This is a genomic window from Frankia canadensis, from assembly GCF_900197875.1.
GTDB classification, from domain to species: domain Bacteria; phylum Actinomycetota; class Actinomycetes; order Frankiales; family Frankiaceae; genus Frankia; species Frankia canadensis.
Genome location: NZ_FZMO01000201.1, coordinates 1 through 24,589 on the forward strand (window position 1 = coordinate 1; position 24,589 = coordinate 24,589).

Genomic DNA, 24,589 nt, shown 5'->3' on the forward strand with positions numbered 1-24,589 from the left:
GGCCAGGACGGTCTCCTCTGTGGAGACGTCGGGCGGCGGGGGAGGGGGCGGGATCAGCACCAGCTGTGGGCCGTCCGCCGCGCCGAGGCGTACGCGGACCTCGCCGCCGGCGAGCGGGACGACGCTGGCACGGTCGCCGTTCACCCAGATGCCGCCCGAGCTGATGTCGCGGGCCAGCCAGCCGTCGACGGTGGGTTCGAGGCGAAGGTGGCGCCGGGACACCCGGCCGTCGGAGATGACCACGTCGCAGTCGCGGCCGCGGCCGACGACGTGGTCGCGTTCGGGGCTCAGCTCGGACTCGCCGCTGGCCGGGGTGACGATCCGGATCGGGGAGATGCGGGGCTCAGGCACGGAACACCTCACCATCGCGCACGGTCACCGCGACGGGCGGCAGCGGGGTCTTCGCGGGTCCGGCGACGGGCGCGCCGGTGCGGGTGTCGAAGGCACTGCCGTGGCAGGGGCAGCGGATCCTGCCGTCCGAGACGGCGTTCACCGTGCAGCCCTGATGCGTGCAGACGGCGGAGAAGCCCTGCACGGCGCCGGCCGCGTTCCGGGTCAGAACGAGGTCGCCCAGGATGACCCCGCTGTCGGCGGCCACATCGGCCTCCCTGGCCAGCGCCGCCGCGCCGCCACCGCCGCCGGTGCCACCGCCGGTTCCGCCGCCACCGGATCCGGCTGGCGCGGACGTGCTGGCCGGCTTGGCCGCGTCGCTCTGGTCGGCCACGATGTACCCGGCAACGCCCGCGACGACGGTGACGACGACGCCGGGGACGACGATCCGCCTGCTGGGCGAGGCGTTCGCTGTCTCAGTCATGGTTGGTGTTCCTGTCGGCTCAGACATGGGGAATGCCGGACTGGGTGAAGAACCACAGCGACGCCGTCAGCCACAGGCCGACGAGCGAGACGAGGACCATCGAGCCGAACACCGGCAGGGCCCAGCCGGGCAGCCCCCGCAGGCGCAGGCCCAGCATCTTGGTCGCGTAGGCGCCGTAGAAGGCGCAACCCAGCAGGCTGTGGATGAGGACCCGGCTGTCGTCGTGTGCGAAGCCGAGGGACCAGATGCAGTGAAAGGCGACCGGCAGGGTCAGCACGAACGCGGTCGTGCCGCTCCAGCGGTGCAGCGGCGCCACGAAACCGGGCGCCGAGCCCGCCCCGGGCAGCCGACCCCACATCCACAACGCCGTGACCAGCTGCACGACGACGAACAGCAGCGCGATTGTCGTCAGCCACGCCTTCATCGGCAGTGTGCCGGAAAAGCCGAGAGTGAATAGGGAGCGCCGGGCGGGCTCGTGTGCTCCGGCATACACCCCCAGCGACACGGCGACCACCACGCCCAGCAGCAGTGCCGCGCCCGCCGCGGCCGTCCCCGAGACCGGTGATCGTCCGGCCCGTACCCCGTTGACTGTCATCCCGTTCCCCTCAGCTGCAAGCCCGGATCCGCAGCGTCGCGCCGGGGAGTCCCGTTCCCCGACCGTCCTGGCTCCGAAGTCGTTGACATGGGAACCTGCCCGACCCGGATCGGCCGTGGTGGCGATCGTCTTCGGGTTGACAGACATCACAGGCCCCGGCGTGGTGATCGGAACGGGGAGTGCCGTGGCGATCGCCACGGGTGGGGTTCCCAGGTCGGGACGGGCTGCTGTACGGGGCTGTACGGGCTGGTGGGGCTGGTGGGACGGGCCGAGCGGGAGGTCAGCCGCGGGCGCGGACGGCGCGGCGCAGCTCGTCGGTGGCGTCGACGATGACGCGGCGCAGCAGGGGGTCGACGTCGTCGCGGTCGAGCAGGGCCCGTGCGGCGGCGAGGGTCGCCGAGGAGACGGCGTACTGGGGATAGGCGGCGGTGGCGATCTGCCGGGCGGCGTGCGGGCTGCGCCGGGACGTCATCGCCGGCATCTGCTCGAAGTAACGGTCGACGTAATCGGCGGTCAGCTCGTCCTGCTCGGGTTGCCAGAAGCCCTCGGCGCTGGCCGCGACGAGCCGGGCCGACGCCACGTCGTCGGCGACGATCATCTCCCAGGCGCGGGCCTTCGCCGCCGGGTCGGCGAGGGCGGCGCGGGCGCGGGCGGCATGCTCGGCGGCGCGGGCGCTGCGGTCGCGTTGCCCCTCCGCGGTGATCTCCGCCTCGCCGGCCCGGCCGAGCACGACCAGCCGGTGCAGCAGCGTCCAGCGCAGCTCCGGGTCGACGACGAGGCCCGCCGGCACGTCGTCGCCGGCCAGCCACGCGGCAAGGATGGGCGCCTCGGCGGGACCCGCGCAGCCGATGGCGCCACGCGCCGCGGACAGCTGACGGCCGCTGCCCGGGTCGGCCTGCGTCAGCACCGCGCGGCACATCGCGTGCAGGCGGGCCGCGGCGCCGCGGCGTCCCTCGGGGGCCAGGTAACGGGTGAGCGCGGTGGTGCGGGCGAAGCGCAGCGCGTCCTCGAGGATGGCGAGCTGGGATTCGTGCGGCAGCGCCGTGGTGGCGAGCGTGAGGTAGTCGGCGGCGGGCCAGTCGGCGTCGCGGGTGGCGTCGGCGGCGGCCGCCCAGATCACCGCGCGGGCCAGCGGGTCGGCGATGCGGGGGAGCACGTCCGGCAGCGCGGCCAGGTCGTTCGGGGTGAAGCGGACCTTCGCGTAGGTCAGGTCGCCGTCGTTGACGAGCAGCAGCCGGCCGGCCGGCGTGCCGACCAGCGCGGGCAGGTCGGTGCGGCCGTCGGGGGCGGCCGGGTCGACGTCCACCTCGACGCGGCGCAGCTGGACGATCGGGCCGGCACCGTCGGGGCCGTAGACGCCGACGGCGACGCGGTGCGGGCGCAGCGTCGGATGGTCGGCGGGGGCCGTCTGCTCCAGCGTGACCTGCGCGAAGCGGCCGTCCGCGCCGAGGGTGACGTGCGGGCGCAGCGTGTTGACCTGCTCGCGGCGCAGCCACAGCTCGGCCCAGCCGGCGAGGTCGCGCCCGCTGGCCTCGGACAGCGCGGCCAGCAGGTCGGCGAGGGAGGCGTTGGCGTAGGCGTGGGCGGCGAAGTAGGCGCGCAGGCCGGTGCGGAACGCGTCCTCGCCGACCCAGGCGACGAGCTGGCGCAGCACCGAGGCACCCTTGGCGTAGGAGATGCCGTCGAAGTTCAGCAGCGCGAGCGCGGTGTCCGCGACCTCGGCCGGGGCCACCGGATGGGTCGAGGGGCGCTGGTCGGCGGCGTAGCCCCAGCTCTTGCGGCCGACGGCGAAGCTGGTCCACGCGCTGGTGAAACGGGTCGCCTCGGCGGTGATCCGGTAGCCCATGTACTCGGCGAACGACTCGTTGAGCCACAGGTCGTCCCACCAGCGCATGGTGACGAGGTCGCCGAACCACATGTGCGCCATCTCGTGCGCGATGACGACGGCGCGCAGCTCGCGCTCGGTGTCGGTGACCGCCGAGCGGTAGACGAACTCGTCGCGGAAGGTCACGCAGCCGGGGTTCTCCATCGCGCCGGCGTTGAACTCGGGCACGAAGGCCTGGTCGTAGGTGCCGAACGGGTACCGGTCGGCGAACAGCTCGTGGTAGCGGTCCAGACAGGCCTTCGTGACCTCGAAGATCTCCGCCGCGTCGGCTGTCAGGTGCGGCGCGAGCGAGCGGCGGCACAGCAGGCCGAGCGGAATCCCGTCGTGGCTGTCCTCGATCACGTGGTACGGCCCGGCGACCACGGTGACGAAGTACGTCGCCAGCGGCGGCGTCTCGGCGAACGCGAAGCGGCCCGGCGCCGTCCGCCGTCCGGCCCCGTTGGCCCGCACCACCCAGCCGGCGGGCGCCTGCACCGTCAGCCGGACCGGCGCCTTGAGGTCGGGCTGGTCGAAGCAGGCGAAGATCCGCTGCGCGTCGTCGAGGAACGTCTGGGCGTACAGGTACACCTCGCCGTCCTCGGGGTCGGTGAACCGGTGCAGGCCCTCGCCGGTGTTCGAGTAGCGCATCGTCGTCGTCGCGACGAGCTCGTTCGACGCCTCGAGGTCCGTCAGTGGCAGCCGGTTGCCGTCGAGCGAGGCCGGGTCGAGTGGCCGCCCGTTGAGCCGCAGGTCGCTCACCGCCGCCGGCTTGAGCTCGGCGAACGTCGACGCGCCGGGCGCCGCGGGCTCCCGCAGGCTGAAGCGCACCCTGGTCGTCGAGGTGAACTCGGTCGACGTGCGGGCCGCCGTCAGGTCCAGCTCGATGTCGTAGCCGTCGACACGCAGCAGCGACGCGCGGGTGACGGCCTCGTCCCGGGTGAGCGTGTGCATGTCGTGAACCTACGAGATGCCAGCCCCGCTCGTGTCGCCGTTCAGGTCGCCGCTCGGGTCCGGGCGGGCAGCGGTGCGGCGCAGCCAGGCGAGCCCGAGGACGGGCAGGACGACGGGGATGAACAGGTAGCCGCTGCCGTAGGAGGACCACACCGCCTGATCGGGAAACGCCGAGCTGTCGACGACACTCGCCGTGCCCACGGCCAGCACGCCCGCGAGCTCGGTGGCGCACGCGGCCACGGCGACGCGGTGCCAGCGGGCACCCGGCCGGGTCAGCGCCACCGTGGCCACCACGTAGACGACGGCGGCGAACGCCGACAGCAGGTAGGCCAGCCGCGCATGGTCGAACTCGGTGGCGATCTGGACGGCCGACCGGGAGCAGGCCGCCACCGCGAAGATCGCGTACACGGTGACGAGGATCCGCCCCGGCCCGCTCGATGTCCGCGTCCCGCTCATTCGCCTACCCCCAGACCTGGCCGAGCCGGACGACGATGATGGCGACGGCGAAGCACGCGACGGCGAGCACCCCGCTGCCCCAGCGGGACCGGTCGCCCAGCGACCACCACGCCCCCAGCGGCAGCGCCACGACCGAGCCGATCAGATAGAGGACGAACACGGCCGGCTGTTCGGCGCGCTGGCCGCCGGCGAGTTCCGCCACCGCGCCCACCACCTGGGCGAGCAGCACGAGCTCCGCGACCCCGGCCGCGGCCAGCAGCCCCACGCCCACCGCCCGGTCGCGCAGCGCCTGCACCACGCAGGCCGCCCCCGCCACGAGCGCGCAGGCGATCGACGCGGCCGCCAGACCCTCGATCATCCGCGCCGCCCCCGCCCGCCATCTGTCAGCATCCGCCCCGACCGCCTCTCTACTACGAATGGTAGTAGGAGTCGGGCGGGGGAGACTATGGTGGCGGTCATGACGCACGGAGCCTGACGCCGGTACGGAGAGGGGCTGCGCTGGAGGCCGATCTGCGGCTCGCCGCCGGGCTCGGGCTGCTGCTGGCCGTGGCGGTCGGTGCCCTGACCTGGGCGCGGGTGCCGCGGCGGCGCGATGTGGTGACCGCCTCCGCGCGGGCGGTGATCCAGCTCGCCGTCATCGGGCTCGCGTTGCGCGGGGTGTTCGCGGCGCCGGCCGCGACCGTCGCGGTGCTCGCGGTCATGGTGACGGCTGCGGTGGGGACCGCGTCGCGGCGGCTGGCCGGCTTCCCGGCCGCTGTCCGCCGCGTCGGGATCTCCTGCCTGCTGGGAGCGTCGGTCACGATCGGGATGGTCTTCGCCGTGGAGGCGCTGGTGCCGACCACGCGCAACCTGGTCGCGTTCGCCGGCAGCGTCATCGGCGGCACGATGACCGCCTGCACGCTGACCGGCCGCCGCCTCGCGGCCGGCCTGCGCGACCGCCGCGACGAGGTGGAGGGGTGGCTCGCCCTCGGTGCCACCCCGCGCCGCGCGGTCGTGGACGTGGCCCGTGACAGCGTCGCCGAGGCCCTCGTCCCGGCCCTCGACCAGACCCGCACGGTCGGGCTGGTCACGCTGCCCGGGACGTTCGTCGGCGCGCTGCTCGGCGGCGCGTCGCCGGCCGGGGCCGCCCGGTTCCAGGCCGTCGTGCTCATCGGCCAGCTCAGCGCGCAGAGCGTCGCGGCCGTCGCCCTCGCCTACCTCCTCGGCGCGCCGGCCCGCCTGCCGTCGCCGGACACGCCGAGGAGCGGCTGAGCCGTCAGGCCCCGGCGGGTTCGAGGACGAAGACGGGGATCTGGCGGTCGGTCTTGCGCTGGTAGTCGTCGTAGTCCGGGTAGGCGGTGACGGCGCGGCTCCACCACAGGGCCTTCTCCTCGCCGGTGACCTCACGGGCGAGGTAGTCCTTGCGGACCGGGCCGTCCTGGAGCTCGACGCGCGGGTCGGCGACCACGTTGTGGTACCAGACGGGGTGCTTCGGCGCCCCGCCGAGGGACGCGACAATGGCGTAGGCGCCCTCGTGCTCGACGCGCATCAGCGGCGACTTGCGGATCTTCCCGGACTTCGCGCCGCGTGTGGTCAGGATGATGACGGGCCTCCCGTGCAAGGTGGTGCCCTGCGTACCGCCGGAGCTCTCGAACTCCTCGACCTGCTTGCGGGCCCACTCGGCGGGGCTCGGCTCGTACTCACCTGTCAGTGGCATGCCACCAGTCAACACCAGTGCGGGGCCGGTCACCCCGCGGTGGCGTTCGCGGTGATGGGATGTCCACTGTGGAGACGTCGGACATCGCCGCGAGGCTGACCGCGCAGGGGCTGAGCGGGCCGCCGTCACCGGGTGCCGTCGACGCCGTCGGCAGGCTGCTCGCCGTGCAGGCGCAGGATCCGCGCGGCATGCGGCTGGCGGTGCGGCCGCGGACCCGCGCGACGACGGCCGCCGACGTCGACCGTGCCCTGACGGTGGAACGCACACTCGTCGTGAGCTGGCTCAACCGGGGCACGCTGCACCTCGTTCGCAGCGAGGACCACTGGTGGCTGCGGGAGCTGACCGCGCCGCGGATGGCCGCGCAGATCCGCCGCCGGCTCGCCGAGGAGGGCGTCACGCCCGACGACGCCGAGCGGGGCGTGGCGATCGTCGAGCGGGCGCTCGCCGCGGACGGGCCGCGCACGCGCGACGAGCTGCGCGGCCGGGTCGCGCGGGCCGGGATCCCCACGGCCGGCCAGGCGATGGTCTACCTGCTCATCGTCGCGTCGACCCGGGGACTCGTCGTGCGTGGCCCGGTCGTCGCCGGGGAACAGGCATACGCGCTGGTCCGCGACTGGCTCGGCCCGCCGCCGCGCCCGTTCGACCGGGACGCGGCGCTCGCGGAGCTGGCGCGGCGCTACCTCGCCGGCCACGGCCCGGCGGACGACCGCGACCTCGCCCGATGGGCGGGCCTGCCCCTGCGCGACGCCCGCCGCGGCCTCACGGCCATCGCCGCCGACCTGGTCACCCGCGACGATGGGCGCGCCGTGCTGGCGACCTCCGCACCGCCGTGCCCGCGGCTGCCGTCGCCGCGCCTGCTCGGGCCGTTCGATCCCGTCCTGCACGGCTGGGCGGACCGCGGCTGGCTGGGCGCCGCCAGTCGGGCCGTCACCAGCAACGGCATCTTCCGGCCGGTGATCCTCGTCGACGGCCGGGCCGTCGGGACCTGGACGATGCCCGCCGGGCGGGTCGTCCTCGCGCCGTTCAAGGGTGATGCGCCGCCCGAGGGTTGCGGGCCCTGGCCGCCGCCGGTCGCCGCGGCGCTCGCCGAGGAGGCCGCCGACGTGCGACGCTTCCTCGACGGCAGCGCCGTGAGCTGAGCGGATCAGGAACTGAACAGCATCCGGGCGAAGCCGCCATGCCGGGAGCGGCCGTGGCCGTGGCCCCAGGCGGGCTGCGCGTAGTGACCTGACTGGACGTGCGGACCTGGCTGGGCGTAGGGCGCGGGCTGGCCGTACGGCGCGGGCGGAGGGGGCGGCGCGGGCTGCGACCACTGCGCCTCCAGGCGCGTGAGTGCCTCCAGCTCCCCGTAGTCGAGGAAGATGCCCCGGCAGCCGTCGCACTGCTCGATCTGGATGCCGTTGCGGTTGTAGGTCCGCATCATCGCGTGGCACTTCGGGCACTGCATCGTGTAGCTCACGAGCGAGACCTGCCGATCATGGCGCGGGGACAGCCGACGTCCTCTGGAGCCTACCGGTCGCGATGGCGGTCAGTGGCCGACACGTCGGGAGGACGACGCCGGGCCCGCGGTCGCCACGATCCGCCCGCAGGCCTCGACAAGCGCCGCCGAGGCCTGGTCCAGGCCGCCGGGGGAGTCGGCTTCGAGGCGCGCGGCTTCGAGGCGCGCGGGTTCGAGGTGAGCGGGGTCGAGGTCAGCGGGATCGAGGTGCGCGGCGACCGCGGTCGCGGCGTACTCGACGGTGAGGGCCCGCGCCGGCAGGTCGAGCGCCCGCCACGGGTCGCCGCCCGGCAGCGCCGGCCCGCCGTGCGCCGTGTAGGCGTCGAGGAAGCGCGCCCAGCGGTCCACCGGGAGCAGGCCCGCGGCGAACCAGGCGGCCGGGCGGGCCAGGTCCCAGGCCGGGTCGCCGAGGCCGAGGTCGTCCACGTCGATGATCCGCCAGTGCTCCGCCGGTGGTGCGGGTGGCTGTCCGAGGTGGACGAGCTGGCCGAAATGGAAGTCGCCGTGGACGAGCGAGGTGGGCCGGCCGGGACCCGCCGCCGCCGACGGATCGCCGAGGGTGGCGGTCGCGGCGAGGATCGGGTCGACGAGCGGATGCCCGGCGTGCGGGCGCAGTCGGGCGACGCGGTCGGCGAGCCGGCGCAGGACGGTGGCGGGCGGCAGCGCGGCGAGGTCGCCGAGGCCGACCGGAGCGCGGTGCAGGCGGGCGAGCAGGGCGCCGGCCCGCTCCCACGGAGCCGCGTCGGCGTCGCGCGGGCCGAGCGCGCGGCCCGCCGGCCAGGCGCTGACCAGACGGGCGCCGACCCGCATCGGGGTGCTGGTCAGCGGGGGGAGCAGGACGCCGGCGAGGTCCGACCGGGCGGCGATGCCCAGCCGGGCGGCGAGGTGCCGGGGATCCGTGCCGTCCGGATGCGCCTTGAGCACGACGTCGCCGCGGCGCACGACAAGCCGGTCGGCGCGCCGCGACAGGATGGACGGGGGCTCGCCGGTCCCGGCGACCCGGCCGGTCGAGGGCAGGCGCGCGGCCAGCCGAGCCATCCCGGCCACCAGCCCGGCCTCGCCGTCCACGGGTGTCAGCGGGTGGGCTTGCGCAGGCGCCAGATGCACTCGGACGGCCAACGGTGGGCCCAGGCCTCGTCGCCGCGTTCGGGCGCGGAGGCCTCGGCCCGCTCCCGCGTCGAGCCGCCCGCGTCGGACACCTCCGCGGCGGGCATGTCACCGGTGGATGCCGGCGGGCGGGGCTCCAGCAGGTCCTCGACGATCAGACCGCTGTCGCGGAACAGCCGGATCCAGCTGCCGTACGGCAGGTTCATGCTGACCAGGCCGTCCGCCTCGGCGACCAGGCGCAGGCCGAAGTAGTCGCGGGTCAGCCGGGTGCCGGGGGCGTTGCGGCCGGGCCGCACGGTGATCTCGTAGATCGGGCTGACGTGGCTGAAGGCGAGCAGGCCGCCGGGTCGCAGCACCCGGGCCGCCTCCGGCACCGCCCGCAACGGGTCGGCGAAGCTGAACGCCCCGTGGTCGGCGAAGACGATGTCGAAGGACGCGTCCGCGAACGGCACGGCCTCGGCGCTGGCCTGCACCAACGGGAAGGTCAGCCCGGTGTCGGCGGCGAGCCGGCGGCTGTGCAGGAGCTGGCGCTCGGACAGGTCCAGCCCGACGGCCCGTGCGCCGCGGCGCACCAGCGCGGTGGACCACTGCCCGCCGCCGCAGCCCATCTCCAGCACGTCCCGCCCGGCGACCTCGCCGAGCACCCCGAGCCGCGACTCCGGGATCTCCCACAGTCCCCAGGAGATGTCGCCGGTGAACGCCTGCTGGCGGATCTGCGGGCCGTTGAGCCGCTGGTAGTCGTCGGAGATCTCGTTCCAGCGCGCCCTGTTCGTCCGCACGTGCGTAGCGCCGTCCGTCATCGGTGCCCTTGTCCTCTTCCCGGTGGACGTGTCGTCGCGCCAGGCGGCGGCTGCCCTGATAGTGCGGATGGTCCGCTGGAATCGTATGAGACCGGAGCAGGACGGTCCTCGCTGGTCCGTCGTCTGGCGGACGCTGGTGGACCATCGGCGCGGTGACGGTGCTCGCCGTGCCCGGGCGCACCGCCGTGTCCGGGGCGCACCGCCGTGTCTCTGGCGTACTGCCGTGCCCGGGCGCACCGTCGGGGCCGCGGCATGCCACGGGCGGGAGGCGCCGCGCGCCCGACCGTCGAGGCCCCGGGCCGTGAGAATGGCTCCGGTGTCCGGAAGGACGCGAAAAATGGCTGATGAAAGACTTTTGAGGTGTTCGTATGACGCTTTGTACCGGTCATTTGTCTCAGGCCGGAGGGCCCTGGACGGAGGTTGCCGCGCCGGGCATTCTCGTTCCCGTGTCCAGAGCACGAAAAAGATCGAGCAGGTTCTTTCGGCCGCCCGATGAGCGCGTCAGCCTGGGCCTCATGACCTGCCCGTCCTGCAACGGCACCCGTTACCAGACCCGTCCGCAGGCCGAGCGGGACGCCGACGGACTGTTCGACGGTGATGCCAACATAAAGTGTCGGGAGTGCGGCGGGACCGGAAAGATCCCGCCGCGATGACCAAGCCGCTCCCGGTGCAGGCGGACTTTCTCTACCTGCGTTGTCCGGAGCATCGGGGCCGACATCCCCGCAAGGCGCTGAAGACCATGCCCCGGCCCGGCGGCGAGTGCCCGCACTGCCGGCTGGTCCGGGCCGCGGATCCCGACGCGGCCGGCCACCGGTCCGGGGACGACGGCGGCGACGGTCAGGCCCCCTCCGCCTGACCCTCGCCCGCGCCACCCTCGCCCCGCGCCAACCTGGCCCCGCGCCTGGCGTGTCTGTCGGGCCTACCGCTTCGGTTCGCGAACGAACACCGCGGTGCGGGTGCCGTTCGTCGTCCGGGCGCGGACGACCACCGAGTCGCCCTGGTGGAGGTCGGTGATCGTCGCGTCCGCGCGATCCGCGCGGATCTTCGTGTTGCCGTTGATCACGTAGGTGGCGGCGAAGCCGTCCTCGCTGGTCACGCTGATCGACGTCGCACTGATCGCGGACACCGTCCCGCGCTGGCCATCGACCACCTCCAGGCCCTTGTCGGTCCTGATCGTCGCCTCGCCGTGCAGGCCCCGACCGGAGCCGTCACCGCCGAACAGCCGCCGGGCCTCGGCGAGGCGGGGGTGATCGCCGGCCGCGCGGGGCGCCGTGGCCCTCGGGCCGTGCTCCGGCGCGGGGGCCGCCGAGGCGGCGGTACCGCTGAGTCCGACCCCGATCCCGAGGCCCAACCCGAGCATGCCGGCCGCGGCCGCGACCGCGCCTCGCCGTCCGGTCCGGAAGCTGCGCATCATCGCCGTCCTTCCCTGTCGTCATCACGCCGGCACCCGAGCAGGGCCGACCGCCCGGAGACGGACGGCCGGGAGGCCCGGCGGCACGCGCCGCCGCGGCGCGCTGCGGCACCATCGTGCGAGCCGTGCGTGTGAACGGGATCTGAGCCGACCGGGGCGCACCGGCGGGGGCGCGGGGGGCGCCACCGCGCCGCGACCCGTCGCTCAGAGCCGGGGGAACCGGGCGACCCAACGACGTTGCCACGGCGTTTCGACGGCGCGTGGATGGTGCGCCGACCGCGCCCAGGCCACCGCGTCCGCGGGGGCGTGGCCGTCGAGGACCGCGAGGCAGGCGAGGACCGTGCCGGTGCGGCCCACCCCGCCGCCGCAGGCGAGCTCCACCCGCTCGCCGGCGCCGGCGCGTGCGTGCAGGTCGCGGATGGCCGAGGCGGCCGCCGCGGGATCGCGGGGCAGCAGGAAGTCCGGCCAGTCGATCCAGACGTGCGGCCAGGTCAGCAGGGCGTCGTGCCGCTTGCGCAGGCGGGTCCCGCCGAGATAGAGACCGAGGTCGGGGGTGTCGCCGGGTGGGGCCGGATGGCGTAGCCCGCGGGCCCGGATCCAGCCGCCGCCGGGCAACATGATCGCTGCGGGCAGCGCGCGGTCGGGACGCCGTGATGACGATCTGGCCGATGCGGGACGGTCGGGGGAGTGGTCGGCGCCCATGGGCGAGGATCCCATTCCCCGGGCGTGGGCCACGAGGGGGCGGGCCGGTGGGCCGGGTGCGAGGCCGCGGCGGCCGGTCGGCCGGATGCCCGGGACGCCGAACAGCCCGGCTCCGGGAGGACGTGCTCTCCCGAAGCCGGGCTGCCGTTGGTCGCCTGGCGGGTGGCGTCAGACGCGCGACGGTTTGCGGGCGCCGTCACCCGTGCCGTTCGACTGGGCGGGGACCTGCGAGCGCGCCGCGCCGTTCCAGGACGGCGCCTGGTCGGCTTCGGGCGGCAGCGACGGGGCGAAGTTCTCCCCGAGGCGTTGCAGTGCCGCCCGGGCGAAGATCTGCTGCTCGGTGACGGTGCGCTCCGACCGGCCGCGGCCGATGAAGCTGACCGTCCAGTGCAGCAGCGTCGTCAGGCGGTGCTTGAAACCGATGATGTAGACGAGGTGCACGGCCAGCCAGAGCAGCCAGGCGATGAAGCCGGTGATCTGGACGCTACCGATCTTGGCCACCGCGCTGAACCGCGAGATGGTGGCCATGCTGCCCTTGTCGTGGTACTTGAACGGGTTCCCGGTCCGCTTGCCTGCGACCCAGCCCTTGATCTCCTTGGCGGCGTGACGGCCGCCCTGGATCGCGACCTGGGCCACGCCCGGCAGCCGGTCGAGGCTCATCATGTCGCCGATGACGAAGACCTCCGGGTGGCCCGGCAGGGTCAGGTCGGGCAGCACCTCGACGCGGCCGGCCCGGTCGATCTTCGCGCCGGTCTGCTCGGCGAGCTGCTTGCCGAGCGGGCTCGCGGCGACACCCGCGGCCCAGACCTTGCAGACCGAGTCGATCCGGCGGCGGGTGCCGTCCGAGTCCTCGACCTCGATGCCGGTGGCATTGACGTTCACGACCTTGGCGCCGAGCTGCACCTCGACGCCGATCTTCTCCAGTTTCTCGGCGGCCTTCTCGCCGAGCCGCTCGCCGAACGGCGGCAGCACGGCGGGCGCGGCGTCGAGCAGGATGACCCGGGCCTTGGTCGGGTCGATGCTGCGGAAGTCGCGGCGCAGCGTGCGGCGTGACAGCTCGGCGATCTGGCCGGCCATCTCCACGCCGGTGGGGCCCGCGCCGACCACGACGAAGGTCAGCAGCCGCTCGACGTCGGCCGGGTCGGTCGAGCCCTCGGCGAGCTCGAACATCCCGAAGATCCGGCCGCGCAGCTCCAGCGCGTCGTCGATGCTCTTCATGCCGGGGGCGTGCGTGGCGAACTGGTCGTTGCCGAAGTACGACTGACCGGCGCCGGCGGCGACGACGAGGCTGTCGTACGGGTGCACGGTGGTGCGCCCGAGCAGCTGCGACGTGACGGTGCGCGCCTTCACGTCGATGGTCGTCACCTCACCCAGGACGACCTGGGCGTTGTCCTGGCGGCTGAGCACCTCGCGGGTGGTCGGGGCGATCTCGCCCTCCGACAGGATGCCCGTCGCCACCTGGTAGAGCAGCGGCTGGAACAGGTGATGGGTGGTCTTGGCGACCAGAGTGATCTCGACGGGCGCCTTGCGAAGAGCCTGCGCGGTGAACAATCCGCCGAAGCCGGAGCCGATGATCACCACGCGGTGCGGGGAGCTGCGCCGCCCCTCGAGCCGTTCCGGTTCGTCGGCATGCCCTGTGCGGGCGCTGTCCGTGGTCACGATCCTTCTCCGCTCAACCTCTTGACTCCCAGCGGTGCCCGTTGGCGCCGCGGAGACCGTATCCCCGAGAGCACGTTGGTCTCCACCGACTATTTTCCGCCGATTAGCGGCCGAGGGATCGTGTTCATCGTCACCTCGCCCAGGAGCATCGGCTATGGATATGTGGCACGGAACACACTTCCGGCGGATGGCGGTGCGCATAGTCCGGACGTCGATCGACGCACGGGCGAACCGTCGGTGGCGTGGAGGTGTGTGGCGCCGGCTCGGAAATAGGGCCCGGTAGCGCTCCCTGTTCACCATACAGTCCCCGCTCAGGCCGAGGTCGGCGGGGCCGCGCCGGACAGGACCACGATCATGGCGGGTTCTTGGGCCCCGATTTGACGGTGCCCCGGCGGGCGGGCCGGGCCGGTCTCGGGTATGTTCCGCCGAGTCCGGTACAACGAATCCGGGTATTCCGGCGCCGCATTCATCAACGGTGCCTTGATGGCCACGCCTTCGGGCGGTGCTCGTTCTTCGGCACCGTCGGCGACGCGTGCGGCTTCATCGGCGGCCGCCGCGGGGCGGATGCGCGTGACCGGGCGCGTGCCGCCGTCGGTGGGAACTGGTCCTTTGCCCGTCCTGGCGCCCATCATCCTGGTTTGGTCAGAACTTTCCGGAACGCCGATTCCCCGGCCGTGGAGTGCGGTGCCGGCGTCGCCTGGGTGGGGGCCGTCACCGCACTCCGCCGGCGCTCGCGGTGGGTCGGCGTCTGACCGCGCTCATCGGTGGCGAAGGGTGGCGGAGGTGATCCCCCGTAGTGGGTGGGGGGCTGTTGGTGACGAACGTGGCGATGGTGGACAATCCTCTCGCCGTGCGTATCCGGCTGCCGTCCAGCGGGGAGGATGATCATGGGTGAGGTGCCCGGATGGGCCACTGGCGTCGACACCGACCGACCCAGCGCCGCGCGGATGTACGACTACCACTCCCTCGGGCTGACCGTCACCGCCGAGGGCGTCGAGACCGAGGCGCGGCTCGAACGGCTCCGGCGGGTGCGCTGCGACAGCGCCCAGGGCTACCTGTTCTGCGCGCCGCTGCCCGCCGACGCGCTCGCCCGCTGGCTCGACACCCCGCACCGAGCCGATCCCGCGGGTGTGTTCGGGCCGTGACGCGCTCGGCCGCGGGGTGTGCTCAGCCCGCGGTCCGACCGTCCGGCGAGGTCGTGGACCGCGGAGAATCCGACCGGCCGGATGCCGCCGGCGAGGCGGCCAGCCGGGCCCGGTTGCCGGCGAAGACGGTGGCCCGCCGCTCGTCCATGCCGTCGAACGCCGGGGGGCGAGCCAGGGCCGCGCGTGCCTCCGCCGCGCGGGCCGGCTCCGTGTAGGTCGCGGCCCCCTGGGCGTAGATCTGCCTGAGCTCGCGCATCGTGGCGGGGTCCGCCTCGCCGATCGCCGCGCCGAGCTCCAGCGCCCGCACGCGCAGCAGCTCGTGCGGCATCACCTCGGCGACCAGTCCCATGCGCAGCGCCTGCTCGGCGCCGACGACGGCACCCGTCATCGACATCCACCGGGCGTTGCCGATGCCGATCAGCGGCGGCAGGTGCGCGGTCAGCCCGCCGCCGGGCAGGATCCCGACCCGCACGTGACTGTCGGCGAAGATGGCGCGCTCGGAGGCGATGAGGAAGTCGCAGCTCACGGCGATCTCCAGACCGCCGGTGAAGGCGGCCCCGTTGACGGCGGCGATGATCGGGGTCCGCATCCGGCCGACCTGAGCGAAGCAGTCGTGGTCGCGGTAGGCAGCGGCGTAGGCCTCGCTGTCGCGGGCGGCCTCCTTCAGGTCGACGCCGGCGCAGAACGCCGGGTCCGCCCCGGTCAGGACGACCGCCCGCACCGCCGGATCCGCGTCGGCGTCGATCAGCGCGTCGTACAGGGCGATGACAAGCGCACCGCTCAGCGCGTTGCGGGCGTGCGGCCGGTTGAGGGTGATCAACCGCGTGGTGCCGGACGTCTCGACGGTCAGGATCTCGCTCACCGGCGGAGTATGTCCCACTATCGCGCCCGGCGGCGAGCTGTTGCGCCGCTGGGCGGAGCGGGCACGCCGGGGCGGTGGCGGCGGTGGTCGCCGGGAGGGTGCGTGGCGAGCGAACGGGTCGGGGAGGCGACAGATGGGAAGCGGGGAGCGGCCGGCCGGTGTGGCGAGGGACTCATAGTCTGAGCAGATGTGGCATACGCGTGATCGCGGCACCGTGGCGGCCGCCCGCTCGGCCCATCCGATCCATCCGACCGTCCGTTCGCTCGCGGGCGGGCTCGCCCTCGGGCTCACCGCCGGCTGCGGAGCGCTGCTCGCCGGTTGTTCCTCGTCCGGCTCCGACGCGGCGGCCGACGTGCGGGTCACCAGCTGCGTGCGCGACGCCGACAACCACCGCGCCGTCGTCCGCGGGGAGGTGCACAACGGCTCGTCGAAACGGTCGAACTACGTGATCCAGATCGACGTGAAGGCGAACGACAGCAAGATCGAGAGTGGGCTGGCCTCGGTCTTCCGGGTGCGTTCGGGTGCCACGGATTCGTTCACGGTTCGTCCTGTCGGGGTGGACGTGCCCAGCGGCACGACGCTGACGTGCACGGTCGCCCACGTGGGGCGGATAGCCGCCGAGTAGCGGCGGCGCGTGTCGCCGGCCGGGCGCGCCCGGGTCAGGCGCGCGTCGGCGGCGGCGTGCGGGTGCCGCCGCCGCCGGCGGGCGGGGGCGTCGCCCGCACCGGTCAGATCGCCGAGCGGGCGGGCCGCACGGGGGACACCCGGGCGCGTGGCGGCGGGGTGAGCAGCCGTCGCGGCCCGGACGGCGCGTGGCCGGCCTGCATGTGGCCGGTCTGCGGATACCCGGACTGGCCGGGGCCGGTGCCGCGGTCCGGCTGGTCGCGCAGCAGACCGACCCGGGCCGCGACGCCGAGGCTGTAGAGCAGGGCGCGTACCCGCGCGTCGATCTCGTCGCGGATCGGCCGGACCTCCTCCACCCGCATCTCGGCCGGGTCCTCCAGCTCCCAGTGCAGGTAGCGGGTGTGCGGGTAGATCGGGAGTGCCTCGCCGCAGCCCATGCTGATGACGACGGAGGCGGTGCGCACCGCCTCGTCGGTGAGCCGGGTGGGGCTGGCCTCGGACAGGTCGATGCCGATCTCGGCCATCGCCTCGACGACCGGCGCGGCGACGGTCGCCGCGGGCGCGGGCCCGGCCGACCTCGCCTGGACCCGACCGTGGCTGTGCTGATCGAGCAGGGCGGCACCCATCTGGGAACGCCCGGCGTTGCGCTCGCAGACGAACAGGACCGCGGGCGGGCGGGGCACGCCGGCCTCCGGCCGGGCGGGGCGCGCGGCGACCGCCGAGGCGCCGGGGCGGCAGCCGGGCGGCGCGGGCGCTGGTGGCCGTGTGGCCATCGCGTCGGGGATCTGCGGGGGAGTCACCTGGAGCGTCACCGGCCATCCGTCGAGGAGCCGCCCGGCTGACGCAATGGTGACATCACTGTCACCGTCGCTTGCCTGGACGGGCACATCACCCGCTGATAGGAGACTTTGCTGGACGAAATTTCGAGAGAGCTGTCGCCGAATGGCGTTAGGGAGTGAATTACGAGCATTGAACCCATCCTACAGGTCGGCGCGCGAAGCCCAGGCCTGAATTTTCGTATCAGTCCCGGTTCGCTGCCATCGGGCGGGATCCGTCACGGGGCCCGCTGGCTGGTCAACTACCTGGTCCGTCGCGTACCCGGCGGCGGTGGACGGGCGGCGGCGCGGGCGCGGGTCACCCTCGCCGCGCGCTGCGCCGGGAGGGTGGCCGTGCCGGGGCCGCCGGCTGCCGGGGACGTGGGCCGCGCCGCCGCGGCGCGGCGCGCCGTCGCGGCAGCGCCGAGCGGGCCCGGACCTGGATCGCCGCGAGCGCCGCCAGGCCCGTCGCGGGCGTGGAGGCCGGCGGTGCCACTGCCGATCCCGTCGTCACGATCGTCACATTGTTCGGCATTACCCGGCCTTTCCTTGCGGTGCGTCGGCATTCGCCGGGAACCGGTATTCCCGGGGCCCGCGCGGCGTGGCGTCAGCGCCGCATCAGCAGGGCGTTGCCCAGCAGATAGGCGCCGACCATCTCGAAGTTCGTCGGGGCGAGCGTGATGTGCGCGACCGCGCTGTGCACGTCGCGGAAGCAACGGTCCAACCGCCCGCCGGCCGTGAGCGCCCGCGTCCCGGCCAGGCTGTGCAGGCTGTCGACCGCCCGCACGGCGTTCTCGCCGACCGTCGCCGCGGCCAGCCTGATCAGCGCGGACAGCTCCTCACCACCGGCCGCGCCGGACCGGCTCGCCTGGTCGGCCGCGTCGGTCAGCATCAGCTCGGCGCCGCGGACCAGCGCCGCCGCCCGGGCCAGCCCCGCCTGGACGGTGTGGCTGGTGGCCAGGGTCTCGGTGCCGCGGGCGGGCACGGTGCCGACGGCGATCCGCGGGAACTCGCTGAGCGCGTCCTGCGCGATGCCGAGTGCCGTCGACGCGGTGGTGAACGGCCCGAAGTCGTAGTAGGCGATGGCGTGGGCCCGCGACGGCCGGTCCCGCGGCGGCCGGCGCAGCAGCCCGCCGTCGACGGCGAAGTCGTCCGGGACGAACAGGTCGTCGACCGTGAAGCTGACGCTGCCGGTGCCCCGCAGCCCGACGGTGTGCCAGTCGTCCTCGAAGCGCACCGCGTCGGAGGGGACGAACAGCATCCGGGTCGGTGAGGCCGCCACCTCCGGCCCGGTGACGACGGACGCGCAGACCAGCCAGTCGGCATGCGTCGATCCGCTCGCGAACGACCAGCGCCCCCGCACCCGGTAACCGCCCGCCACCGGCTCGGCCTGGCCCGTCGGGTTGATACCCCCCACCACCAGACCGTCGCTGTCGTGGAACAGCTGGCGCGCGACCTGTTCCGGCAGATAGTCCGACAGCCGGGAAATGACTCCCTGTACTCCCATCTGCCAGGCGACGGCGGCGTCGACGCGGGCGAGCGCCTGCAGGACGGCCGATCCGGTGCGGACGCTGACCCCGCCTCCGCCGAACGCCGGCGACACCCACATGCGGTGAATGTTCTGCGCGCGCAGCGCCTCGATCACCTCGGCCGGGGTAACCCGTTCCCGTTCGGCCCGCTCGCGGTAGCGGACCAGGACCGGCGTCGTTCGCTCGACCCTGTCGAGCCACTCCGTTGTCTCCCCGGGAGATTGTGGGGAAGCGCTCCAGAACACCTCGGCCACCTACTCTGCCTGGATCTCGTGCCGACCTGCGAAATAGCGAACAATGGCGCCGGCAGCTGATTTCCGAACCTGTTTCCGGCTCTTCTCGTGACGGACGGGCCGCCCGCGCCGCCGTGGGCACCCCGCTTCGGGGGTGGGTCGGGGAGCACGAAGGTGGTAGCGCGTGACGTGGGCCGTTCCGTGCGCTGGCGGCAATGCCGAGGGGCGCGATGATGGTCGTGATGACGCTGGGCTGCGCGGTCATCACCTGTCTCCCTCCGGCCGCGGCGACCCACCCGAGGATTGCGGGTGGATTGCGGTGGGCGTTCATCCGTATCTACGGGTCGATGGTAGCAATTTCCACGCAGATGCGGGATGGAAGTTGGCACGGGGTCCGTGGATGCGGACAAGACGTGGTTCGGGATGGTTTCGTGTCCGCCGGTGTGACCAGGAACTCCGAGGGTCGGAGCGGGTGCTCGCGATGCCGGGGCGGCGCTCCCGGGTGATGCGGGTGGGTCGGGCGCCGACGCGCTCCGGCACCCCCTCGATACATCGATCGAGTACAGTTTTTCTATGGTCCTTAGTATTCGCAACCGATTCACGGGAACTATCACGGAGATTGTCGAGGGTGCCGTCATGGGTACCGTCGGTATCGGGATTCCCGGCGGTCAGACGCTGACCGCCACGGTCACCATGGATGCGATCAAGGAACTTGGCGTCGGCGTGGGCAGCACCGTCGAGGCGCTCATCAAGTCCACCGACATCTCCGTGGCAACGAGCGACACCGCGGGTCTGAGCATCCGCAACAAGCTGCGCGGCACGCTCGTCGACGTCGACTCGGGCGGGGCCATGTCGGTCGTCCGCATCGAGCTCGGCGACGGGCAGGAGATCACCGCCGCGATCACCCGGGCGGCCGTCGACGAGCTGGATCTCGGGCCCGGGGCGCAGGTCACCGCGCTGATCAAGTCGACGGAGGTCTCCTTCTCCGCGCCCTGACCCATCCCTCGGCCGGGCCCGCGGACGCCGCCGCGCCGCCCGTCACCTGGACGGGCCCGCCCATGGGCCGGCTCTGCGAGCCATGCCGTCGCGCCGACCGGACACCCCGCCGGTCGGCGCTTCGCGTTGCCCGCGTGTCGCGCCACGGACGGCGGGCCTGACCGGGCTCAACCGGGTTCCTTCGCGTTCCTTCGCGTTCCTTCGTGCGCGGATCGTGCCGTGGGCTGGGCGCGAGAGCAGGGGTGTGGCCGCGGCGGGGGCCGGCCGGTGGTCCGGACCCGGTGCGTCGGGGGACGGGACTGTGCGCCCACGCCCCGCCGCGAAGGGCCCGCGGGCGGCGACACCGGTGCCGAGCGTGGCGGGTGGAGGTGCCACCGCTGCCGGCGACGAGCCGGCCCCGTCCGATCCGACCGGGAGGTGCTGGCCCGGATCGGCGATGCGGGCTCCCCCGGCTGGGGGAGGCAGGGCGTGCGCGTGCCATGACCTGAACGGTGACGAGCCGGGGCACACCGAGGTGTCGCCGCGCTCGGGCGTCCGTGGTCCGGCGGACCGCCCGGAACACTGGACCAAGGGCCGGCGGGGTGGTCGTACGTACGGAGAGGGACAGGCCGCCCGCCGGTGGGGTGGGGCGGCGGGCGGCCCGTCGATCAGGCCCGGGCATGGTGCCGGGAGTGCCGCGGCCCGAGGCGATGGCCTCCGGCCGCGAGGGGGGCTGCCCACCGGTCGGCGTCTACGGCGGACCCTCGCACCGTCCTTGGTCGGATCCGGTGGGGTCGCACGCCGGCGCACGGTGCACCCGGTGGGCAGCCTGGCTGTGGGGAGCCCGTGACGTCGGCGGGCTCAGGGGGACGGGTGGGCGCTGTCGGTGGAGCGATGGCCCGGATCGGGCGGGCCGCCCGCCGTGAGGGGTGCGGCGGGCAGCCCGCCGGTCCGGTTATCCCGTTGTGTCGGGTTGCTGGTGGCGGGGGTGGCGATCCTCCTGCCCGTGCTGGCCGGCAGGGAGGGGCTGGTCGTCGTGCTGGTGCTCGTGCCGGTGGGCCGTCGGGGGCGGGACCGCGACCCGGTCGGGTTGGCCGATCGCCGAGCCGCGCGGGCCGAGGGCGGCGCCGTGCAGGGTCAGGAAGCCGGTCGGCCGTCGCGCGCCCACCGTACTGTCGCCCTGGAGGGGGGGATGGTCAAGGTCGTCGATGGCATGGGCGCGGACCGCGACCAGGATCTGATCCCAGATGACCATGGGTAGCCTGCTCTCCCGCACGGTGGGCTCGGCGCCGTAGCGGAGCAGGATCTCGTCAGGTGGGCAGCGGGCCGCCTGACCGGCCCCGCCGCCCCACTGCGTCCAGGCCGGCTGCCCGTCGATGGAGGCCAGCCGGTCGAGCCGGCCGTGCCGGACCTCCTCGACGAACGGCGCCCAGAGAGCGGCGGGAACCCGCAGTTCACGGGTCCGCCCCGCGTAGCGGTAGCGAATGATCAGCTCGCCGTCCCGGCTGGCGAAGCGCAGTCCCGGGGCGCACGCCGGGCGTCGCCAGTAGGGCGGGGGCCCCGCGGTGACCACGCGATGGTCCGTGCCGGGCCCGCGGCCGTCCTGCCTGCCGGGTCCGGGAGGCGGGTCGACGCCGGTGTCCTGGATCTGGTCGGCCGTCTGGGTCCGGTCGGGGCGCTGGTTCTGGTCGGGGTGCTGGTTCTGGTCGGGGCGGGCCGCGTGGCTTGGTCGGGCCACGCGGCAGGCGTGGGTGGGCTGGGCGGAGCGGGTGGTCGTGCCGGGCCGGGTGCCGGGGTGGAGTGCGTGGACAGGGTCCGGGAGAGGACCTGTGCAGGCGATGTCCGAGGTCCTCTCCCGGTGTGCCTCACCGCCCCTGCCTGCCCGCGTGCTGATCCGCCCAGTGCGGTGGGTGATCGGATGCGGGCGGGGCAGCAACCCTCGGCGGAATCCGCCGTCCCAGGAGGAGGTCCCCGTCGTTCTCACCAGGTGTCCTCCTCGCCTCGGTGTGCTGGGACGCGGGCTGCGCGTCCGCCGGTGGACACATCACACCGTGCTGGGCCGATTCACGACAGAGCGCAACGGACGGGTGCGGTCCCGCACGTCCCCGTTGCACCGCACGTGCCCACCGCACGCCGGGTCTCACCAGGTGAGGACGAGTCTGCCGCGGGTGCCGCCTCGCTCGAGGATGCGGTGTGCCTCGGCGGCCCGCCGCACCGGGATCGTCCGCGCCACCCGCAGGGTGAGCGCGTCCCGCTCGACGAGCTCCCGCAGCCCGTCGAGCCGCGCCTGCTCGCGCAGGTAGCTGTTCACCCATACCTGGTGAATGGTGATGGCGCGCTCGGTGTCGCCCTCGAACGGCCGCAGTGCCGTGAGCGCCCCGCCGTCGCGGATGGCGCCGAGCAGCGCCGCGTGCTGGACCGACCCGTCGGCCACGGCGTCGACGCCGCCCGGCACCGCGGCCCGGATCCGCTCGGCGACATCCGACCCGCGGCGCACCACGATGTCCGCGCCGAAGCCGCGCACGAGCTCCTCGTCCGCCTCGGACGCGTCCGCCACCACCCGCAGCCCGTCGACCTTCGCGAGCTGCACGGCGTAACCACCGAAGCAGCCGGCCGCGCCCGTCACCGCCAGGGTGCTGCCGGGGGCGAGGCCCAGCAGGTCGAGGGCGAGCCGCGCGGTGAGCCCGTTCATCGGCAGCGTCGAGGCGGCGGCGTCGTCGACGCCCGCCGGCACCCGCGCCACCGACTCCGCCGGCACCACGATCTGCTCGGCGTAGCCGCCGTGCGACGCCTTCGGTATCACCACCGCCATGACGTGGTCGCCGATGGCGAGGTCGGTCTCCACGCCCTCGCCGATCTCGTCGATCACTCCGGCGACGTCCATCCCGGGCACGTAGGGCGGGTCGGACAGGCGCTGCCACCTGGCCTGGCTCCCGTCCCGAACGTGCGTGTCGGCCGGGTTGACGGTGGCGGCGCTGGCCCGGATCCGCACCTCACCCGGCCCGGCATGCCTATCCGGCAGTTCCAGGATGCGCAGGGCCTCCGGCCCACCGAAGTCGGTGACTCCCACGGCTCTCACATCTGCCGATGCTAGCCACGACACCCTTGCGGAGTCATCTGCGTCACAGTGCCCCGATCCGTTCCGGCGCCGTCCCGGTGCGGGGGGCGGGAGATCGGGCCGGACGCGACGCCGGACGGGACGCTTTGTGGTTGCCTGGGTACTCTTGCGCCCATGCGGGTGGATCTCGGGGACGATCGCGGTCGGCGCCGCATCGACCGGTCGGCCGCCGCGGTCGCGCAGGCCCGCCAGGACGTCGCCGGCTGGCTCGGCGCCCGGTCCGGTGACCCGCGGTTCGCCCGGTTCGACAACCACCTGACGGTGCTCGGCACGGTCCTCGGCCGGATGCTCGACGCGCTCGCCGGCCGGCTCGACGACCTGCGCACCGCCGCGGGGGTCGGCGCCGCCTACGACGGCTGCCGCGCCGTCGACACCGTGCTCACCGTCGTCCGGCGCACCTTCGACTGGTACCGCGAGCGCTACGACCAGCGCCTCGACGAACGGCTCGGCCCGGTGCTGCTCGCCGCCGACGAGGTCGTCCGCTCCTGCTGGGCCCCGCCGTTCGCCGCCCTCGGGCGCCCGGCGCCGACCGGGCCGCTGGCCTACGTGGACCCGCGGTTCAACGCCTTCGCGCTCACCCGCGCCGCCGTGCCGTCCCAGCTGCGTCCCCCGGCCCGCACCGACGCGGTGGGCGACGCGGTCCGCGCCCTGCTGGGCGAGCTGCCGATCCCGACCATCGCCCTGCCGGAATGGTCGACGCGGGAGGCGTGGTGGCTCGCGCTCGCCGCGCACGAGACCGGCCATCACCTCCAGCGGGATCTGGCGCCGGACCTCGCCGAGCGCACCCGCGAGGCCCTCGCCGCGGCGGTCGGCGGGCCCGGCGCCGCGGCGGGCCTGCCGGGTGAGCGGGCCGAGCTCGCCGGGCAGTGGGTGGCGTGGCAGGCGGAGCTGTTCGCGGACGCGTTCGCCGCGGTGATGGTCGCGGACGCCGCGGTGTGGACCGTCGACGAGCTGGAGCACGGCGGGTCCGCGCGGCTCGCCGGGGGCGCGCGTCCCGGCAGCCCCTACCCGCCTGCGCTCGTGCGCCGCGCGCTGCTCGCCGAGCTGACCCGCCGCGTACGGGGCGGGCCCGCTGAGCCCTTCGAGGGGGGCGCCGAGGAGGTGCGGCGGCATCTCGCCGTCGTGCCCGCGGTCGCCGCCGCGCTGCTCGCTCTGCCCGTCGGCGGGACGACGCTGCTCGGCCTCGGCCGTGTCGACCCCGGCTGGTACGCGGCGCGTGGGCGGGTCGCGAGCTGGGCGGCGGCACTGCGCCGCGACCCGGTGCCGATCACCTCGCCCGCGCGCCGAACCCCGCCGGCGGCCCGCCTCGCCGTCCAGGCCGGGATCGCGGCCGCGACCACCGTGGCGCCGGCGGCCCTGGCCGATGTGCATCGCCGCCTGGTCGAGCTGCTGCGCGGCTGCGGGCCCGACGGCGTGCTCGCCGCCCCGCCGATCCCGCCCGGTGACCTCGCCGCCGTCGCCGACCGCCTCACCGGCCGCCTGCTGGGGGACCCGCTGCTCCAGGAGTTGCCGGAATCGGCCGTCGACGGCGCCCCTGACCTCGCCGCCGTCGCCCCGTGCCCACCTCCTTGACCACGGGTTGACGGCGGTGGCGGATCGTTGACGCCGCCGGCACGCCCAGCGGACGGGCACGCAGATCGGTGCCCGGGCGTCGTGCTCGGGCACCCGGAACGTGAGGGCGCGCGCGGGCGGCGCCCGGTGGAGGTGCGCGGTGCGGACACGGTGGTCCCCGACG

General features: G+C 74.4%; 25 protein-coding genes. 7 read left to right on the forward strand and 18 right to left on the reverse strand.

Annotated features, from left to right (window positions below):
- From C1A33_RS16630 to C1A33_RS16655, 6 genes are all read right to left on the reverse strand, one after another.
- Positions 1-351 (reverse strand): FHA domain-containing protein (locus tag C1A33_RS16630; protein ID WP_243407630.1); only part of this gene is annotated, 351 nt, incomplete at its 3' end.
- On the reverse strand, positions 344-814 hold the full coding sequence (locus C1A33_RS16635) for a Rieske (2Fe-2S) protein (RefSeq protein WP_101832404.1): 471 nt from the start codon (positions 812-814) through the stop codon (positions 344-346). The genes C1A33_RS16635 and C1A33_RS16630, both read right to left, overlap by 8 nt.
- 19 nt (positions 815-833) lie before the next feature.
- Entirely contained in the window at positions 834-1,409 is a 576-nt protein-coding gene (locus tag C1A33_RS16640; protein WP_101832405.1) for a DUF6529 family protein, read from the reverse strand.
- A 280-nt stretch (positions 1,410-1,689) separates the two neighbouring features.
- On the reverse strand, positions 1,690-4,224 hold the full coding sequence (pepN, locus tag C1A33_RS16645) for an aminopeptidase N (protein WP_101832406.1): 2,535 nt from the start codon (positions 4,222-4,224) through the stop codon (positions 1,690-1,692).
- Positions 4,225-4,233: 9 nt separating this feature from the next.
- On the reverse strand, positions 4,234-4,680 hold the full coding sequence (locus C1A33_RS16650) for a hypothetical protein (RefSeq protein ID WP_101832407.1): 447 nt from the start codon (positions 4,678-4,680) through the stop codon (positions 4,234-4,236).
- A gap of 4 nt (positions 4,681-4,684) precedes the next feature.
- Positions 4,685-5,038: a hypothetical protein gene (locus C1A33_RS16655; protein WP_101832408.1), complete on the reverse strand. Its 354-nt coding sequence runs from the start codon at positions 5,036-5,038 to the stop codon at positions 4,685-4,687.
- Positions 5,039-5,226: 188 nt separating this feature from the next.
- Between C1A33_RS16655 and C1A33_RS16660 the strand changes: the two genes are divergently transcribed.
- Entirely contained in the window at positions 5,227-5,931 is a 705-nt protein-coding gene (locus C1A33_RS16660; RefSeq protein ID WP_243407631.1) for an ABC transporter permease, read from the forward strand.
- 4 nt (positions 5,932-5,935) lie between these two features.
- On the opposite strand, the gene C1A33_RS16665 is transcribed toward C1A33_RS16660, so the two are convergent.
- A complete protein-coding gene (locus C1A33_RS16665) occupies positions 5,936-6,376 on the reverse strand; it encodes a nitroreductase family deazaflavin-dependent oxidoreductase (RefSeq protein WP_101832410.1) in 441 nt (146 codons plus the stop codon).
- A 59-nt stretch (positions 6,377-6,435) separates the two neighbouring features.
- On the opposite strand from C1A33_RS16665, the gene C1A33_RS16670 reads away from it, so the two are divergent.
- Entirely contained in the window at positions 6,436-7,515 is a 1,080-nt protein-coding gene (locus C1A33_RS16670) for a winged helix DNA-binding domain-containing protein (protein WP_101832411.1), read from the forward strand.
- A gap of 5 nt (positions 7,516-7,520) precedes the next feature.
- Here C1A33_RS16670 and C1A33_RS16675 read toward each other — a convergent pair whose 3' ends face one another.
- From C1A33_RS16675 to C1A33_RS16685, 3 genes are all read right to left on the reverse strand, one after another.
- Positions 7,521-7,823: a TFIIB-type zinc ribbon-containing protein gene (locus C1A33_RS16675; protein WP_101832429.1), complete on the reverse strand. Its 303-nt coding sequence runs from the start codon at positions 7,821-7,823 to the stop codon at positions 7,521-7,523.
- 81 nt (positions 7,824-7,904) lie between these two features.
- The gene (locus C1A33_RS16680; RefSeq protein ID WP_207770340.1) at positions 7,905-8,942 is read right to left on the reverse strand and encodes a phosphotransferase family protein; all 1,038 of its coding nucleotides are present in this window, start codon (positions 8,940-8,942) and stop codon (positions 7,905-7,907) included.
- A 5-nt stretch (positions 8,943-8,947) separates the two neighbouring features.
- Positions 8,948-9,781: a class I SAM-dependent methyltransferase gene (locus C1A33_RS16685; RefSeq protein WP_101832412.1), complete on the reverse strand. Its 834-nt coding sequence runs from the start codon at positions 9,779-9,781 to the stop codon at positions 8,948-8,950.
- Between the two features lie 649 nt (positions 9,782-10,430).
- Here C1A33_RS16685 and C1A33_RS34990 point away from each other — a divergent pair.
- The gene (locus C1A33_RS34990; RefSeq protein WP_101832413.1) at positions 10,431-10,637 is read left to right on the forward strand and encodes a hypothetical protein; all 207 of its coding nucleotides are present in this window, start codon (positions 10,431-10,433) and stop codon (positions 10,635-10,637) included.
- A gap of 63 nt (positions 10,638-10,700) precedes the next feature.
- On the opposite strand, the gene C1A33_RS16695 is transcribed toward C1A33_RS34990, so the two are convergent.
- The 3 genes from C1A33_RS16695 to C1A33_RS16705 form a co-directional block, all read right to left on the reverse strand.
- Positions 10,701-11,192, reverse strand: coding sequence for a DUF5666 domain-containing protein (locus C1A33_RS16695; RefSeq protein ID WP_101832431.1), 492 nt, complete (start codon positions 11,190-11,192; stop codon positions 10,701-10,703).
- Positions 11,193-11,396: 204 nt separating this feature from the next.
- Positions 11,397-11,894, reverse strand: coding sequence for a protein-tyrosine phosphatase family protein (locus C1A33_RS16700; protein ID WP_243407632.1), 498 nt, complete (start codon positions 11,892-11,894; stop codon positions 11,397-11,399).
- A 168-nt stretch (positions 11,895-12,062) separates the two neighbouring features.
- Positions 12,063-13,553 (reverse strand): NAD(P)/FAD-dependent oxidoreductase, encoded by a 1,491-nt coding sequence (locus C1A33_RS16705; protein ID WP_101832415.1) that lies wholly within the window; start codon positions 13,551-13,553, stop codon positions 12,063-12,065.
- An 887-nt stretch (positions 13,554-14,440) separates the two neighbouring features.
- On the opposite strand from C1A33_RS16705, the gene C1A33_RS16710 reads away from it, so the two are divergent.
- Positions 14,441-14,698 carry an EAL domain-containing protein gene (locus C1A33_RS16710; RefSeq protein WP_243407633.1) on the forward strand — a complete coding sequence of 86 codons (258 nt, stop codon included), beginning with the start codon at positions 14,441-14,443 and terminating at the stop codon, positions 14,696-14,698.
- Positions 14,699-14,720: 22 nt separating this feature from the next.
- Here the strand turns inward: C1A33_RS16710 and C1A33_RS16715 are convergent, their stop codons facing one another.
- A complete protein-coding gene (locus C1A33_RS16715) occupies positions 14,721-15,560 on the reverse strand; it encodes an enoyl-CoA hydratase (RefSeq protein ID WP_101832417.1) in 840 nt (279 codons plus the stop codon).
- A gap of 187 nt (positions 15,561-15,747) precedes the next feature.
- Between C1A33_RS16715 and C1A33_RS16720 the strand changes: the two genes are divergently transcribed.
- Positions 15,748-16,185, forward strand: coding sequence for a hypothetical protein (locus C1A33_RS16720; protein ID WP_101832418.1), 438 nt, complete (start codon positions 15,748-15,750; stop codon positions 16,183-16,185).
- A 103-nt stretch (positions 16,186-16,288) separates the two neighbouring features.
- Here the strand turns inward: C1A33_RS16720 and C1A33_RS38375 are convergent, their stop codons facing one another.
- Positions 16,289-16,996 carry an arsenate reductase/protein-tyrosine-phosphatase family protein gene (locus C1A33_RS38375; protein ID WP_341477233.1) on the reverse strand — a complete coding sequence of 236 codons (708 nt, stop codon included), beginning with the start codon at positions 16,994-16,996 and terminating at the stop codon, positions 16,289-16,291.
- A gap of 610 nt (positions 16,997-17,606) precedes the next feature.
- Positions 17,607-18,773, reverse strand: a complete 1,167-nt coding sequence (locus C1A33_RS16730; protein WP_101832433.1) for an acyl-CoA dehydrogenase family protein — start codon at positions 18,771-18,773, stop codon at positions 17,607-17,609.
- 561 nt (positions 18,774-19,334) lie between these two features.
- On the opposite strand from C1A33_RS16730, the gene C1A33_RS16735 reads away from it, so the two are divergent.
- Positions 19,335-19,757, forward strand: coding sequence for a TOBE domain-containing protein (locus C1A33_RS16735; RefSeq protein ID WP_101832419.1), 423 nt, complete (start codon positions 19,335-19,337; stop codon positions 19,755-19,757).
- A gap of 934 nt (positions 19,758-20,691) precedes the next feature.
- Here C1A33_RS16735 and C1A33_RS16740 read toward each other — a convergent pair.
- Positions 20,692-21,474, reverse strand: coding sequence for a hypothetical protein (locus C1A33_RS16740; RefSeq protein WP_101832420.1), 783 nt, complete (start codon positions 21,472-21,474; stop codon positions 20,692-20,694).
- A 402-nt stretch (positions 21,475-21,876) separates the two neighbouring features.
- A complete protein-coding gene (locus tag C1A33_RS16745; RefSeq protein ID WP_101832421.1) occupies positions 21,877-22,806 on the reverse strand; it encodes an NADP-dependent oxidoreductase in 930 nt (309 codons plus the stop codon).
- A gap of 162 nt (positions 22,807-22,968) precedes the next feature.
- Here C1A33_RS16745 and C1A33_RS16750 point away from each other — a divergent pair, with 162 nt between their 5' ends.
- Entirely contained in the window at positions 22,969-24,426 is a 1,458-nt protein-coding gene (locus tag C1A33_RS16750) for a hypothetical protein (RefSeq protein ID WP_207770341.1), read from the forward strand.
- Positions 24,427-24,589 lie beyond the last annotated feature (163 nt).